Source organism: Agreia bicolorata (assembly GCF_000938265.1).
Lineage (GTDB): Bacteria > Actinomycetota > Actinomycetes > Actinomycetales > Microbacteriaceae > Agreia > Agreia bicolorata.
The window spans coordinates 26,164-40,418 of sequence record NZ_JYFC01000007.1 but is presented as its reverse complement, the minus strand read 5'-3'; the positions used below and the strand labels follow the sequence as shown (position 1 = coordinate 40,418).

The 14,255-nt window shown below is 67.3% G+C and carries 16 protein-coding genes; 4 read left to right on the top strand and 12 right to left on the bottom strand.

The features are described 5' to 3' along the window. Positions 1-8: 8 nt before the first annotated feature. Both TZ00_RS14745 and TZ00_RS14740 read right to left on the bottom strand, forming a co-directional pair. Positions 9-773, bottom strand: a complete 765-nt coding sequence (locus TZ00_RS14745; RefSeq protein ID WP_044442860.1) for a YidC/Oxa1 family membrane protein insertase — start codon at positions 771-773, stop codon at positions 9-11. Positions 774-839: 66 nt separating this feature from the next. Continuing rightward, positions 840-1,136, bottom strand: coding sequence for a DUF6412 domain-containing protein (locus tag TZ00_RS14740; RefSeq protein ID WP_044442858.1), 297 nt, complete (start codon positions 1,134-1,136; stop codon positions 840-842). Positions 1,137-1,209: 73 nt separating this feature from the next. On the opposite strand from TZ00_RS14740, the gene TZ00_RS14735 reads away from it, so the two are divergent. Further along, positions 1,210-2,214, top strand: coding sequence for an aldo/keto reductase family protein (locus TZ00_RS14735; protein WP_044442857.1), 1,005 nt, complete (start codon positions 1,210-1,212; stop codon positions 2,212-2,214). 24 nt (positions 2,215-2,238) lie between these two features. On the opposite strand, the gene TZ00_RS14730 is transcribed toward TZ00_RS14735, so the two are convergent. From TZ00_RS14730 to TZ00_RS14705, 6 genes are all read right to left on the bottom strand, one after another. After that, entirely contained in the window at positions 2,239-3,168 is a 930-nt protein-coding gene (locus TZ00_RS14730) for an oxygenase MpaB family protein (protein ID WP_052521618.1), read from the bottom strand. Between the two features lie 62 nt (positions 3,169-3,230). After that, entirely contained in the window at positions 3,231-3,632 is a 402-nt protein-coding gene (locus tag TZ00_RS14725) for a VOC family protein (protein ID WP_044443068.1), read from the bottom strand. 10 nt (positions 3,633-3,642) lie between these two features. Further along, positions 3,643-4,098 (bottom strand): helix-turn-helix transcriptional regulator, encoded by a 456-nt coding sequence (locus tag TZ00_RS14720; RefSeq protein ID WP_044442856.1) that lies wholly within the window; start codon positions 4,096-4,098, stop codon positions 3,643-3,645. A 46-nt stretch (positions 4,099-4,144) separates the two neighbouring features. Beyond that, the gene (locus TZ00_RS14715) at positions 4,145-5,191 is read right to left on the bottom strand and encodes an NAD(P)/FAD-dependent oxidoreductase (RefSeq protein ID WP_044442854.1); all 1,047 of its coding nucleotides are present in this window, start codon (positions 5,189-5,191) and stop codon (positions 4,145-4,147) included. Further along, positions 5,188-5,736 (bottom strand): isoprenylcysteine carboxyl methyltransferase family protein, encoded by a 549-nt coding sequence (locus tag TZ00_RS14710; protein ID WP_044442852.1) that lies wholly within the window; start codon positions 5,734-5,736, stop codon positions 5,188-5,190. Before TZ00_RS14710 ends, TZ00_RS14715 begins: the two co-directional genes overlap by 4 nt. Next, entirely contained in the window at positions 5,733-6,812 is a 1,080-nt protein-coding gene (locus tag TZ00_RS14705) for a type III polyketide synthase (protein WP_044442851.1), read from the bottom strand. The genes TZ00_RS14710 and TZ00_RS14705 overlap by 4 nt, the downstream gene beginning before the upstream one ends. A 98-nt stretch (positions 6,813-6,910) precedes the next feature. On the opposite strand from TZ00_RS14705, the gene TZ00_RS14700 reads away from it, so the two are divergent. Next, complete coding sequence (locus TZ00_RS14700; RefSeq protein ID WP_044442850.1) at positions 6,911-8,602, top strand: long-chain-fatty-acid--CoA ligase; 1,692 nt, start codon at positions 6,911-6,913, stop codon at positions 8,600-8,602. 9 nt (positions 8,603-8,611) lie between these two features. Here the strand turns inward: TZ00_RS14700 and TZ00_RS14695 are convergent, their stop codons facing one another. Then, the gene (locus TZ00_RS14695) at positions 8,612-9,142 is read right to left on the bottom strand and encodes a GNAT family N-acetyltransferase (RefSeq protein ID WP_044442848.1); all 531 of its coding nucleotides are present in this window, start codon (positions 9,140-9,142) and stop codon (positions 8,612-8,614) included. A 96-nt stretch (positions 9,143-9,238) separates the two neighbouring features. On the opposite strand from TZ00_RS14695, the gene TZ00_RS14690 reads away from it, so the two are divergent. Together TZ00_RS14690 and TZ00_RS14685 are read left to right on the top strand one after the other, a co-directional pair. Continuing rightward, positions 9,239-9,811, top strand: coding sequence for a TIGR03086 family metal-binding protein (locus tag TZ00_RS14690; RefSeq protein WP_238579707.1), 573 nt, complete (start codon positions 9,239-9,241; stop codon positions 9,809-9,811). Between the two features lie 87 nt (positions 9,812-9,898). Continuing rightward, a complete protein-coding gene (locus TZ00_RS14685; RefSeq protein ID WP_044442840.1) occupies positions 9,899-10,828 on the top strand; it encodes an SDR family oxidoreductase in 930 nt (309 codons plus the stop codon). An 18-nt stretch (positions 10,829-10,846) separates the two neighbouring features. On the opposite strand, the gene gatB is transcribed toward TZ00_RS14685, so the two are convergent. Genes gatB through gatC form a run of 3 tightly spaced genes read right to left on the bottom strand, consistent with a single transcriptional unit; the run spans position 10,847 to position 14,198 of the window. Beyond that, entirely contained in the window at positions 10,847-12,364 is a 1,518-nt protein-coding gene (gene gatB, locus TZ00_RS14680; protein WP_044442839.1) for an Asp-tRNA(Asn)/Glu-tRNA(Gln) amidotransferase subunit GatB, read from the bottom strand. Further along, a complete protein-coding gene (gene gatA / locus TZ00_RS14675; protein WP_044442838.1) occupies positions 12,364-13,899 on the bottom strand; it encodes an Asp-tRNA(Asn)/Glu-tRNA(Gln) amidotransferase subunit GatA in 1,536 nt (511 codons plus the stop codon). Before gatA ends, gatB begins: the two co-directional genes overlap by 1 nt. After that, positions 13,899-14,198 (bottom strand): Asp-tRNA(Asn)/Glu-tRNA(Gln) amidotransferase subunit GatC, encoded by a 300-nt coding sequence (gene gatC / locus TZ00_RS14670; RefSeq protein ID WP_044442836.1) that lies wholly within the window; start codon positions 14,196-14,198, stop codon positions 13,899-13,901. Before gatC ends, gatA begins: the two co-directional genes overlap by 1 nt. Between the last annotated feature and the right edge of the window lie 57 nt (positions 14,199-14,255).

Sequence of the window (14,255 nt, the reverse complement as noted above, 5' to 3'; positions counted from 1 at the left end):
TGTTCCTCTCATCCTGCCATCCGACGCCGCAGAATCAGCCGCTCCACGAAGCTCCAGAGCGTGGTCAGTGCGAGGTAGATCGTGGCCGCGAGCGGCACGAAGGCCGCGAAGAGCACGGTGAGATACGGCAGGTAACTCAGGATGCGCGTGAGCGACTCGGCACCCGGCACGGTCGCGGCGGCGGGCGCCGCCGGGGTGCCCGGCAGGGCCACCGGTGGCAGTGGGGTGAGGAAGCGCCGCGAGAGGGTCGCCACGGCCGCGATCGACGCCAGCAGCACACCGAAGACGATCATCTGCTGCAGGCCGGCTCCCGAGCCGAACACCGACATGAGGCTCGTGCCGAGTGGAACGCCGAAGACGGTCTGCTCGAGCAGGCCGTTCGAGTGGCCATTCACGTGCAGCTGGGTGAAAAGCCCGTAGACGAGCGACACGATCGGTACCTGGATGAGCAGGGGCAGGAATCCCGCGAACGGCGACGTCTTCTCGGCCGCGTACAGGGCCATCAGCTCGCGCTGCATGCGTTCGGGATTCTTCGCGTGCTTCTGGCGGAGCTGGGAGATGAGCGGCGCGAGCCGACGCCGGTCGACCTCGGCCCGCGCCTGGGAGACTCCCACCGGGATGAGCGCGCTGCGGACGAGCAAGGTGATGACGACGATGGCGGCGCCGGCGGCGGCCACGGGAAAGAGGGGTTCAAGCAGTGATGCGAGGTGCTGGACAACCGCATAGGCGGCATCGAGGATGGCCGCGACCGGGCCGAGGGTGTACGGATTCATGGCAGAGAGATCCCAACGTCATGGGCGGAAGATGGATGACGTGTGGTTGCTGGCCGAGCCGAGGGGCTAGGCGGCGACCGGGATGGAGCGCGCCGGGGCCCTAGTGCGCGGCCGGCCCGCCGCGTTCGGATCGCTCTGCACGACCAGCACGCGCAGGGCGGCGAGGTCGAAGCCCGTCTGCTCGATGAGCGAGACGCCGGAACGGCCGATCAGGCTCACCAGGTATCGCGTGCACAGCGCCACGGCGAGGGCGCCGAGAGCGACGACGCCGACGACGGCGGCTGTGTCGAGCGCGCCTGTGCCGAACGACAGCGCGAAAGCCAGGCCGAGCAGATGATTCATCATCTCGAGCATGGCGGTCATGAGGTCCTGTCGTATCGGAGGCCTCCCACGCTACCCCCAGCCGACGTGCAGCGCGAGGAGTAGCGTGATGAGCATGGAATTCAGGTACCTCGGCAAGTCCGGGCTCAAAGTCTCGGAAATCACATACGGCAACTGGCTGACCCACGGATCGCAGGTCGAGAACGACATCGCCGCGCAGTGCGTGGAAGCCGCCTTGACCGCCGGCATCACGACCTTCGACACTGCAGACGCCTACGCGAACACCGCGGCGGAGAAGGTGCTCGGCAAGGCGCTGAAGCACCAGCGCCGCGAATCGCTCGAGATCTTCACGAAGGTCTACTGGCCGACCGGGCCCAAGGGTCCCAACGACGTGGGCCTATCGCGCAAGCACATCATGGAATCGATCGACGGCTCGCTACGCCGTCTGAAGACCGACTATGTCGATCTCTATCAGGCACACCGCTACGACGTGGAGACGCCGCTCGAGGAAACGATGCAGGCGTTCGCCGACATCGTTCGCCAGGGCAAGGCCCTGTACATCGGAGTCAGCGAGTGGAACGCGGAGCAGATCCGTGCCGGCCACGCACTCTCGAAGGAACTCGGCTTCCAGCTCATCTCGAACCAGCCCCAGTACTCGATGCTGTGGCGAGTGATCGAAGACCAGGTCGTGCCCGTCTCCGAGGAGCTCGGCCTGTCTCAGATCGTGTGGTCTCCCGTGGCGCAGGGCGTGCTCACCGGCAAGTACAAGCCCGGCGCAGAGCTTCCCCCGGGCAGCCGGGCAACAGACGAGAAGGGCGGCGCAGACATGGTCAAGCGCTTCCTCAACGACGACGTGCTGACCCGCGTGCAGCTGCTGCAGCCCATCGCCCACGACCTCGGCCTCACGATGGCCCAGCTCGCGATCGCCTGGGTCCTGCAGAACCCGAACGTCGCATCCGCCCTTATGGGCGCATCGCGGCCCGACCAGGTGGAGTCGAACGTCAAGGCTGCCGGCGTCACTCTCGACGAGGGCGTCCTCACCCGCATCGACGAGGCTCTGGGTTCGGTCGTTGTGCGCGACGCCAAGCACACGGTCTCTCCGGAGACGCGCCCCGTCTGATCGACAGGCCCCGCCCGATTCGCGCTACCTACGCGTGATCGCCGGGGCGTCGATGCCCAGCCGGGCGAGCCTGCGGCGTGCCGCGAGCTCGCTCGGCGGGTCTTTCTCCAACGTTCCCGCGATCACCCGGAGTGTTAGCCGGGTCACGGCCGCCACGGGCATCCGGATGGGCCCGAGTGACGGCACGCGCAGCCGGAGCATGCCCCGATAGGGCTCGGGGATGGATGCGACGGCCCCCGCGAACAGAAGGGCGTATCCGGGCATCAGCGACCGGCCCAAGGGCGGACGGCGGATGAACGACACAGCCTCGGCGACGCGGTCGTTGTACACCAGCTCGCCCGCATCGAGGTACTGACGCAGCTGCGCCGAGAGCTCCGCCTCCGATCGCGGAGGGTTTCGCACTCCCATCAACTCGCCCGCCTTCGCCCATTCGCGAACGTAGGCGTCGGGGCCGCCCGGGATCGGCTTGCCATAGAGCTTGGCCGTGGCGAGAAACGAGTCGGTGAACGCGAGGTGCACCCAGCGCAGCAGCTCCGGGTCGTTGGCTGCGTAGGGGCGGGAGACGCCTCGCGCATCCACATAGCTGCCGACGACGCGCTCGTGCATCTTCAGCACCCAATTCGAGGTGCCGATCGCCGTTCGAGTATCGCCGTAGCTCACGGTGAAGATCCAACGGATCGTGCCGGCCAAGCGGCCGAGGGGATCCTCCTTGTACCGGGAGTGGTCGTGCACTCCGGCCATCGCCCCCGGGTGCAGCGCCTGGATCAGCAGTGCGCGGATACCCGCGACGATCGTCGACATGCCGCCATGCACGCCCCACGTCGCCGAGCCCGGCGCGAAGAAGCCGCCGTCGTCGCCCTCGTCTAAACGCACCGACCACTCAGGCGGCTCGTTGCTCGATCCACTGAGGGTGAGGCGGATGCGATCGCGGAGGGCTGCGGGAACGAGATTCACTCCCCCAGTCTGCGCGCGACATCCTGTGCGCCGCCCGGCATTGACGATGCGGGTCGCCCCGCCTACGCCTGGGAGATGCGCACCGTGTTGCCCGAGGGGTCGCGGAACGCGCAGTCGCGTGGTCCCCACGGCTGCTTGATCGGCTCCTGCAGCACCTCGGCCCCGGATGAGCGAACCTTCTCGAAGCTCGCGTCGAGGTCGTCGCTACGGAACACGAGCGTCTGCAGCACGCCCTTGACGAGCAGTTCCTCGAGCGCGTCGCCGTCGGCCTGGGACCGGCCGGCGTGGGGCTCCGAGAGCACGATCGACAGGTCGGGCTGGCCGGGGCTGCCGAGCGTCACCCAGCGGAAGCCTCCATTGGCGACGTCGTTCTGCACCTCGAAGCCGAGGGCGTCTCGGTAGAAGCCGAGTGCCTCGTCGACGTCGGTGACGGTGATGCCTGCGTACTGAAGTGAGATGGTCATGGATGCCACGCTAGGCCGACAGCGACATCACGGCTTCTCGAATCCTGCTCGATTCGGCGGTCGCCGAGTCGGCGGTGCGCGGCCGCGTGTACCCGCTCGCCACGCACGACGGCATCAGCTGCACGGCTTCGTGCTCCCGTCTGCGGTACTGGCTGGGTGTCTCGCCGACCAGCAGGCTGAACCGAGAACTGAAGGAGCCCAGCGAGGTGCAGCCGACCGCCATGCAGGCGTCGGTGACCGAGACTCCTGACCGAAGCAGTGCCATGGCGCGCTCGATGCGCCGGGTCATGAGATAGCCGTATGGCGTCTCGCCGTACGCGTCGCGGAACTGTCTGGAGAAGTGCGCCGGCGACATCAGCGCGTGCCTCGCCATCGTCGGCACGTCGAGCGGCCGGGCGAACTCCCTGTCGATCAGGTCGCGCGCGCGACGCAGCTGCACCAGCGCGGCGAGTCGTTCCGGAGACATGTCTCGACCGTAGCAGCGCGTCCCCGCGAGGTCACGCCCCGTAGGCCTAGCGGGCGAGGCGCTCCACCGCCGCGCCGAAGAGTGCGGGCATCGCCCGGGCCGCCGGCACGATGAGCGGCCGCAGAGGTGACTGCGCCGCGGCGAGCAATACCGAGGTGATCACGCGGAAGTCCCGACTGACGCGGGACCACTCACGGTCATATGCGGCTGCCTGCCGCGCGCCCTCACCGCCGATCGCCCCAACGGCGGCCCGCGCATGGGCCAGTCCTACCCGGATGCCCTCCCCCGTGAGCGCGTCGACGTACCCCGAGGCATCGCCCAGCAGCAGCACCCGCCCGGCACTGCGGGCCGTGCTGCGCTGCCGGAGGGGCCCCGCCCCGCGCAGGCTGTCGACCGGGTGCGATCCTCGGAGCCGGTCGGAGAGCTCCGGCAGCTGCGACAGCACCTCGTCGAAGTCGGTGCGCGGGCGCCCGAGCACGGCGACCCCCACGAGGCCTTCGGCCAGCGGCGTGACGTAGGCCTCGGCATCCGCGACCCAGTGCACCTCGACGAGATCGGTCCACGGCTCGATCGCGTAATGCCTGCGCAGCCCGAAGCGGCGCCGGTCGACTCTGCCCGAGGCCGACCGCTCGAGGCCGACCATCCGTCGCACCGTGGAGTGCAGGCCATCGCAGGCGAACAGCCACGATGCCCGCACGTCGCCGACCGTCACGCCCTCGGCGTGCTGCACCAGCTCGGTGACCCGGGCATCGATTCGCTCAATGCCGAGCTCGTCGCCGCGCGCCGCGAGCGCGTCGTGCAGGGCCGTGCGGCGCACGCCGAGACCGGATGCTCGGGCGAAGCGGTGCTCAGCAGATCTCGTCGCATCGACGTAGCGGAAGCCCGCGATCGCGGCTCCCTCAGGATGAACACCCAGTCGCGCGAGGGCTGCGACGGCGCCGGGCATCAGGCCTTCGCCGCACGCCTTGTCGATGGGAAAAGACCGCGGCTCGATGACGACGACCGACAGCCCGGCGAGCCTCGCCTCGATCGCGGCGGCGAGACCGATGGGACCCGCGCCCACCACGGCGACGTCGACATCGACCGTGGTCATCGGGGTGTGACGGGCTTCTCGCCGAGCGCCGCCTCGAGCGCTCGTTCCTCGACCGGAATGCGGAACCGGAACAGCAGTACCGCGTTGAGCACGGTGAAGACGAGGGCGGTCACCCAGTTGCTGTGCACCAGGGGAAGAGCAATGCCCTCGGCGATGACGACGATGTAATTGGGGTGACGAAGCCACCGGTACGGTCCGCGCAGCACGAGCGGCAGACCGGGAACCACGATGACCCGCGTGTTCCAGCGGTGGCCGAGCGATGCGATGCACCACCAGCGCAGCACCTGGCTCGCGAGAGCAATCACCAGCATTGGCCAGCCCAGCCACGGAATGAACGGCCGGTCAGCGAGCAGCGTTTCGACGAGACACGCCAAAAGCAGGCCCGTATGAAGCGCGACCATCGGCCCGAAGTGACGTCTGCCGAACTCCATTCCGCCGCGCGCGAAAGCCCACGCCGCGTTGCGGGTCGACACGACGAGCTCGGCGATGCGCTCGCCACCGGTCAGCAGGATGAGGATCACGTAAAGCAGAACCGACAGAGTCATTTCGAATCCCCAGACCATCGCATCAGAACAAGTTCGGCACAGACTCCGGGGCCGAGCGCGAAGAGGGCGCACAGTTCGTCGGCGACCGGCGGGTGATCGCGGATGCTGTCGGCCAGCACGTGCAGAACCGATGCCGACGACAGGTTGCCGACCCGGGCAAGCGAGTCCCAGCTGGCGTCGAGGGCGTCGGACGGCAGGCGCAGGGCGTCGCTGAAGGCGTCGAGCACCCGAGGGCCGCCCGGATGCGCGACCCACCGCCAGATGCCACCGACCGTCGTTCCGTTGTCGGCGAGAAATTGAGTCATATCCGTGCCGAAGTGCTCGTCGACCACGTCGGCGACTCCCGCGGTCAGCACGATCCGGAACCCCGTCTCTCCGGGGTTGAATCCGAGCACGTGACGAGTGTCCGGATAGAGAGCGCTGCGGGCAGCGATGATGTCGAACCCGTCATCCGGTCGCTGGGCTGCACGCTCCGACCCCACCATGACCACGGCCGCGGCCCCATCGCCGAAGAGTCCCGACGCAACAAGGTTGGCCATCGAATCGTCGCCACGCTGCACGGTGAGCGAACAGAGCTCGACCGAGATCAGAACGGCGACCCCCATCGGATGGCCTGCCAGGTAGTCGTCGACTCTAGCGATGCCGGCGGCGCCCGCGACGCATCCCAACCCGAACATCGGTACACGCTTCACGTCGGGCCGGAGCCCGATTCGGGGAACCAGCAGCGCGTCGATGGAGGGAGCTGATACACCGGTGACAGAGGTGAAGAGCACGAAGTCCACCTCATCCGCTGCAATCCCGGCCTGCATCAGAGCCGCCGTCAGCGCTTCTTCTGCGAGGTCGGTCGCGGCTTCGATGAAGATGCCGTTCGTGGTCGTGAAGCTCTGGCCCTCGAGGTAGCGCTCGATGGGCTGCACCAGATGACGTCGCTCCACCCGGCTTCCCTCGTGCAGACGCCGCAGGAGGGCCTGCTTCGAGGCATCCTGCGTGATCATCGGGGCGATGGCCGCCGTGATCTCCGTCTGGGCATACGAGTTCGGGGGAAGTGCGGCGGATACCCCGACGATTCTCGACACGCTCGCACGCTAGCACGGCGGGCGCACCGCCATCGATGCCCATGGAATGTCGATGCGGCTGCGCGATAATGACTGCACGACGACGCGAAGGGCAACGAATGACCATCGAGACCGACCGGCCCTGGATTACTCAGTACGCAGACGGCGTGCCCGCCACGATCGAACTCCCCGCCGGGTCTCTTGTCGACATGCTCGATGCGTCGGTGAAGACGTTTCGCTCCAATGTCGCCCTCGACTTCTTTGGATCGACAACGACATATGCGGAACTGGGCATGCTCGTCGCGCGCGCAGCGGAGGGGCTGCGGCGAGCGGGCGTCGGCCACGGCGACCGGGTGGCGCTCGTGCTGCCGAACTGCCCACAGCATGTCATCGCGTTCTACGCGGTGCTGAGGCTGGGCGCGATCGTCGTGGAACACAATCCGCTGTACACCGATCGCGAGATGCGCCACCAGTTCGAAGACCACGGCGCGAAAGTCGCGATCGTGTGGGACAAGGTGGGCGAACGCATCCATTCGATGCCCGCCGATGTCGCGTTCGACACGGTCATCGCCGTCGATGTGACACGCGCTATGCCGTTCTCCAAGCGGGTCGCCCTGCGCCTGCCCGTGCCGAAAGCGCGCGAGGCGCGCAAGGCGCTCACGGCCGATTCGAAGCACAGCACGCCATGGGAGAAGCTCCTCAATCACCGGCCGATTCGGCGCTCCGTTCCACGACCATCGGTCGACGATCTCGCCGTGATTCAGTACACCAGTGGCACGACCGGAACACCGAAGGGTGCGAAGCTCACCCACCTCAACCTGCACGCCAACGCGCTGCAGGGCCGGGCCTGGGTACCAGGCATGGTGGCCGGCAAAGAGGTCATCTATGCCGTGCTGCCCATGTTCCACGCGTACGGCCTCACGCTCTGTCTCACCTTTGCAATGAACAGTGGAGCGCGGCTCGTTCTCCTGCCCAAGTTCGACGTCGACCTCGTGCTCGACGCCGCCAAGTCGCATCCACCCACCTTCCTTCCCGCTGTGCCGCCGATCTATGAGCGACTCGCGCTGGGGGCCCAGAAGCGCAAGGTCGATCTCACGGGCATCCGCTTCGCGATCTCGGGCGCCATGAACCTGCCGATCTCCACGGTCGAACTCTGGGAGAAGGCGACGGGCGGCTACCTGGTCGAGGGCTACGGACTCACCGAGACCTCCCCCGTGGCGCTGGGCAACCCCATCGGCCCGAGCCGCAGACCCGGCACCGTTGGTGTGCCTTTTCCCAGCACCGAGATCCGGGTGGTCGATCCGGAGGACACCTCCGTCGATCGTGCGACGGGAGAAGAAGGCGAACTGCTGATCCGGGGACCTCAGGTGTTCCAGGGCTACTGGCAGAAGCCCGACGAGACCGATGCCGTGCTGCTCAAGGATGGCTGGTTCCGCACGGGCGACATCTGCACGCAGGATGCCGATGGTTTCGTCACGATCGTCGACCGCATCAAGGAGCTCATCATCACGGGCGGATTCAATGTGGCGCCCTCCGAGGTCGAAGACGCGCTGCGTCAGCATCCCGGAGTCGCCGACGTGGCCGTGGTCGGCATGCCGAGCGGGGGCGGCGGAGAGGACGTCGTCGCGGCGGTGGTGCTTTCTTCGAAGGCCGACTTCGACGAGAAGAAGCTTCGCGATTGGTGCCGCAGCCAGCTGACCGCATACAAGGTACCGAAGAGAATCGTGGTCATCGACGAGCTTCCGAAGTCCCTCATCGGCAAGGTTCTGCGCAGGGCGGTCAGAGAGCAGCTGCTGGCCGACCGCGCCTGAGCCGAGAAGCTAGGCGGGCTCGGGCAAAGACGAAGCGGGAAAGACGGGCGCGGAAAGCAGCGCGACCTTCACTGACCCACCCTTCGTGACCTGCTCCCCCAGCTGCACGAAGCCGAGCCGGTCGTGGAAGGCGAGCGATCCGGGGTTGGGCGGATCGAGGTTGACCTCGCAGGTCACCTCGGTAAGACCCGCGAGCTCGGCCTCGGCGAAGACCCGCTCGTAGAGGATCTGCCCGAGGCCCCGACCCCGCATGGCCTGATGCACGACGATGCGGTCGACGTAGAGAAAGTCGCCGCCACGCTCTTCGAACCAGCGATAGTTCTCGCTGTCATAGTCGTTGCCGGCGGTCAGCGTGATCACGAGGCCCAGCGGCTTTCGGGGCGATGCGTCGTCGACGACGATGACGGCGGAGTGCGCCATCGACACGAGATCGAGAAGTTCCGCCTCGTCGAGTAGATTGACCGCCGGTATCGCACCGTTGTTCATCGCCAGGAGCGGAGTCAGATCGGTGGGGTCGATATCTCTGGTCGTCAAGGTCACTCCGAGAGCCTATCCGCACAGGCTCGGCGGAATGCGCGCGGCCATGATGGACTTATACCGAGAACTATGACGAGCACTGCCGACAGGAGCCCCATCGTGACCATCGACTGGCTGACACTGCAGAACACCGCGCACGCCGAGTTCACCGCTCGCCTCGCCGCGGTGACCGATTGGAACGCGCCGACGCCCGACACCGACTGGAACACTCGCCAGCTCGTCACCCATGTCATCGAAGAGCAGCAGTGGGTGCCCCTGCTGCTCGAGGGCCGCAGCCTGCGCGAGGCGCGATCGCTCAAGCGACCGCTGTCGAGCGATCTCACAGCAGAGTGGGCTCGGTATTCGAAGGCGGCCACCGACGCCTGGCGATCTGCAGCGCCGGATGCGCAGGTGCAGCTCTCGTACGACACCGTGACGGTCTCCGACTACCTGCGCGAGCAGGTCTCCGACGTCACGATCCACACCTGGGACCTCGCCCGTGCGACGAGTTCGGCTGAGGTCATCGACGAACAGCTGATCGCGGCGGTCTGGACAGTCTTCGAACCGCAGAAGGAGACGCTCGAGGCGTCGGGCCTGTTCAGCTCCCCGGTGCCCGTTCCCGAGCACGCGCCGCTGCAGTCGAAGCTCCTCGCTCTGACCGGGCGCGACGACAGGCTTCCGCTTTCCGCGTAGCGATGAATGTATGCATTGTCATGAATGCGCAATAGCCTGAAGGCATAGGCGGCGAACCCAAGTCCCCGCCTCGCCACGAGGAGCTTCATGTCGACCGCACCCCCGCTGTCCATTCCCGACCAGCACGGCAAGCGCGTGATCATTACCGGGGCCAACAGCGGGCTCGGCCTCGAGGCCGCGCGCCGTCTCTCTGCCGCCGGCGCCCACGTGGTGATGGCCGCTCGAACGGCGGAGAAGAACGCGCACGCCGCGGAGACGATTCGGAAGACCGCGCCGAACGCTTCGTTGCAACTCGAAAGCCTCGACCTCGCATCTCTGGCAAGTGTGCAGGCGTTCGCGGATCGTATGGCCGCAGAGAAGGTGCCCACAGACATCCTGATCAACAACGCCGGGGTAATGGCGGTGCCCACGAGGCACACGACCGAAGACGGGTTCGAGCTGCAGTTCGGCACGAACCATCTCGGTCATTTCGCGCTCACCGCACGTTTGCTCCCGACGCTGACAGCCGCAGAAGCGCCCCGGGTCGTCACCCTGTCGAGCGTGATGCACTGGATCGGTCGCATCCGATTCGGCGATCTCAACGCCGAGAAGAAGTACAACGCGTGGCTCGCCTATGGGCAGTCGAAGCTGGCGAATCTGCTCTTCGCCCACGAGTTGCAGCGCCGCAGCGATGCCGCCGGGTGGGGCCTGCTGAGTGCGGCGGCGCATCCCGGTTCGAGCCGCACGAATCTGCAGAGCGCCGGCCCTCAGCTCGGTCGCGATAAACCGGCCAACGCGCTCGTCGAGAGATTCATGCAGTCGCCCGGAACGTCACAGGACGCCGAGCAGGGCGCAGAACCCGAGCTTTTCGCGGCGACCTGGGCGAGCATCTCTGGCGGAGACTACGTCGGGCCCACCGGGGCGTTCGGGCTCACGGGCCCTCCGGGGCGCGCGAAGCAGAGCCGACGAGCCCTCGATCAGAGGGTTGCCATGCGGCTGTGGACCGCGTCAGAGGATCTGACGGGGATCGACTTCTAGCCCCTCCACGCTCTGCGACTACTCGGGAAGCGCCGTGGCCCTCTCGAGCACGAGTTCGCGAACTCGTGCGGCGTCGGCCTGGCCCTTCATCGCCTTCATGACAGCACCGATGACAGCGCCGGCAGCCTGAACCTTGCCGTCACGGATCTTCGCCAGCACATCAGGCTGGCTCTGCAGCGCCTCGTCGATGGCGGCGATCAACGCGCCGTCGTCTGACACGACGGCCAGGCCGCGCGCATCCACGACCTGCTGGGGCGTGCCCTCGCCGGCGATGACGCCCTCGAGAACCTGCCTCGCGAGGCGGTCGGTGAGCGTGCCGGCGTCGACGAGTGCCACGAGCTGTGCGACCTGCAGCGGAGTGACGAGCGTTGTCGCGTCGACGCCCTGCGCGTTGGCGGTGCGGGCGATCTCGCCCGTCCACCACTTGCGGGCCGCCGCGGGGGCGGCACCCGCCGCGACGGTCTCGATGACCTCGTTCACGAGACCGGAGTTCGTGAGATCTTGGAACTCGAGGTCGGTGAAGTTCCACTCGGCCTTGAGACGGCGGCGACGGATCGCCGGGGCCTCGGGAAGAGCCGCGCGCAGTTCTTCAATGAGCTCGGCCGACGGAACGACCGGCAGCAGATCGGGCTCCGGGAAGTAGCGGTAGTCGTCGGCGTCGGACTTGGGTCGACCGGCCGAGGTCTGGCCCGTGTCTTCGTGCCAGTGGCGGGTCTCCTGCGTGATCGTTCCGCCGTCGTCGAGGATGGCGGCCTGGCGCTGGATCTCGTAGCGGATCGCGCGTTCGACGCTGCGCAGCGAGTTGACGTTCTTCGTCTCGGTGCGCGTTCCGAGAGGAGCGGGCGGTTCACCCTCGGGGGTGCGTCGACGCAGCGAGATGTTGGCGTCGCAGCGCAGGTTTCCGCGCTCCATGCGCGCCTCGGAGATGCCGAGTCCCACGACGATGTCGCGGATGGTGGAGACATAGGCCTTGGCGAGTTCCGGGGCATCGGCCTCGGCGCCATAGATGATGTCGGTGACGATCTCGACCAGGGGAACGCCCGCCCGATTGTAGTCGACGAGCGAGTACTCCGCGCCCTGGATGCGACCGGTCGCGCCGCCCACGTGGGTGAGCTTGCCGGCGTCCTCCTCCATGTGCGCGCGCTCGATCGGCACCGTGAACATGCGGCCGTTCGGCAGCTCGACCTCGACGGAGCCCGCGAAGGCGATGGGCTCGTCGCTCTGCGAGATCTGGTAGTTCTTGGCCAGGTCGGGGTAGAAGTAGTTCTTGCGGGCGAAGCGGCTCGTGGGCGCGATCGAGCAGCCGAGCGCGAGGCCCAGGCTGATCGCGTAGCGCACCGCCTGGCCGTTGACCACAGGAAGCGAACCCGGCAGACCGAGGTCGACAGGCGTGATGTTCGTGTTGGGCTCGCCGCCGAAGTAGTTCGGAGCGTCGGAGAACATCTTGGTCTTGGTGCTGAGCTCGATGTGCACCTCGAAGCCGAGCACCGGTTCGAAGAGCTCGAGCGCGCGGTCGTAGTCCATCAGTTTCGCCATCAGACGGCTCCCTCGTCGGTCGCGTTCATTTCACTGGGAGACAGGTCGGGCGCCTGGCTCAGGAGCGTGTGGCCCCACTTCTGCTCGAGGAGCGCCTCGAGCGCGGCGGCCACCCCATAGAGACGGGCGTCTTCGCGCGCCGGCGCCAAGAACTGGATGCCGACGGGCAGCCCGTCTTCGGCGGCCAGTCCCGCGGGCACCGAGATTCCCGGGATGCCGGCGAGGTTCGCCGGGATCGTCGCGATGTCGTTGAGATACATCGACAGCGGGTCTCCCGTCTTCTCGCCGAGTTTGAAGGCGGTGGTCGGCGCTGTGGGCGACACCAGCACGTCAGCGTTCGCGAAGGCTGCGGCGAAGTCGCGCTGCACCAGCGTGCGCACCTTCTGTGCGCTGCCGTAGTAGGCGTCGTAGTAGCCGGCCGAGAGCGCGTAGGTTCCGAGGATGATGCGACGCTTCGCCTCGGCGCCGAAGCCCTGCTCGCGGGTGGCGCTCATCACGTCTTCGACGGTGCCGCCACCCTTCGGGTTGACCCGCAGACCGAAGCGCACAGAGTCGAACTTGGCCAGGTTGCTGGAGGCCTCGGCGGGCATGATCAGGTAGTAGGCGGCGATCGCGTGCTCGACGCTGGGAAGCTCGACCTCGGTGATGATTGCGCCCGCACCCTCGAGAAGAGCCAGTGCTTCGCGGAAACGTTCCATAACACCGGGCTGGAAGCCATCGCCCTGGAGTTCTTTGATGACGCCGATGCGCAGACCCGCAACGTCGGCGTTGCGCACGGCCTCGGCGAACGAGGGCCATGCGTCGGTGAGAGACGTGGAGTCGCGCGGGTCGTGCCCGCCGATCACGTCGTGCAGCAGCGCGGAGTCGAGGACCGTGCGCGACACCGGGCCGATCTGGTCGAGGCTGGAGGCAAGGGCGATGGCGCCGTAGCGGCTGACTCCGCCGTAGGTGGGCTTGAGCCCGACCGTGCCGGTGACGTGTGCGGGCTGGCGGATCGATCCGCCAGTGTCGCTGCCCAGGGCGAAGGGGGCTTCGAAGGCGGCGACAGCGGCGGCGGAGCCTCCGCCGGAGCCTCCGGGGATGCGCTCGAGATCCCATGGGTTGTGCGTCGGACCGTATGCGGAGTGCTCGGTCGACGAGCCCATGGCGAACTCATCCATGTTGGTCTTGCCGATGGAGACGAGCCCTGCGGCGCGCAGCTTCGTCATGACCGTGGCGTCGTAGGGCGGAACCCAACCCTCGAGGATCTTGGAACCACTGGTGGTGGGCATGCCCTTGGTGACGATGACGTCTTTGATGGCGATGGGCACGCCGGCAAGCGGGTGCATCTCTTCGCCCGCGGCGCGGCGACGGTCGATGTCAGCCGCCTCGGCGAGGGCACTGTCGGATGCGACGTGCAAGAAGGCGTGAACGGCCCCGTCGACCGCGGCGATGCGGTCGAGGTGCGCCTGGGTGGCCTCGACGGAGCTGACCTCGCCGGAGCTGAGCTTGGTGGCGAGGGCGTCGGCGGTGAGCCGAGTGAGATCGGTCGTCATTACTGCTCCTCCCCCAGGATCGCCGTGACGCGGAACCGCGAGCCGTCGTGGTCGGGCGCACCGGCCAGCGCTTCTTCGGCGGTGAGGGTCTGGCCCACCACGTCGTCGCGGAACACGTTCTGCAGCGGAATCGGGTGGCTCGTGGCCGGCACATCGGGCGTCGCGACCTCGGTGACGGTGGCCACGTGATCCATGATCGACCCGAGTTCGCTGGTGAGCGACACGATCTCTTCGGGCGTCAACGCGATGCGGGCGAGGTTGGCGAGGTGGGTGACCTGCTCCTGCGTGATTTCGGACATGCTGCTCCGTGTCTTCATTCGGGGGGAGTTCGGACGAACCCACCGATTCTACCGGAG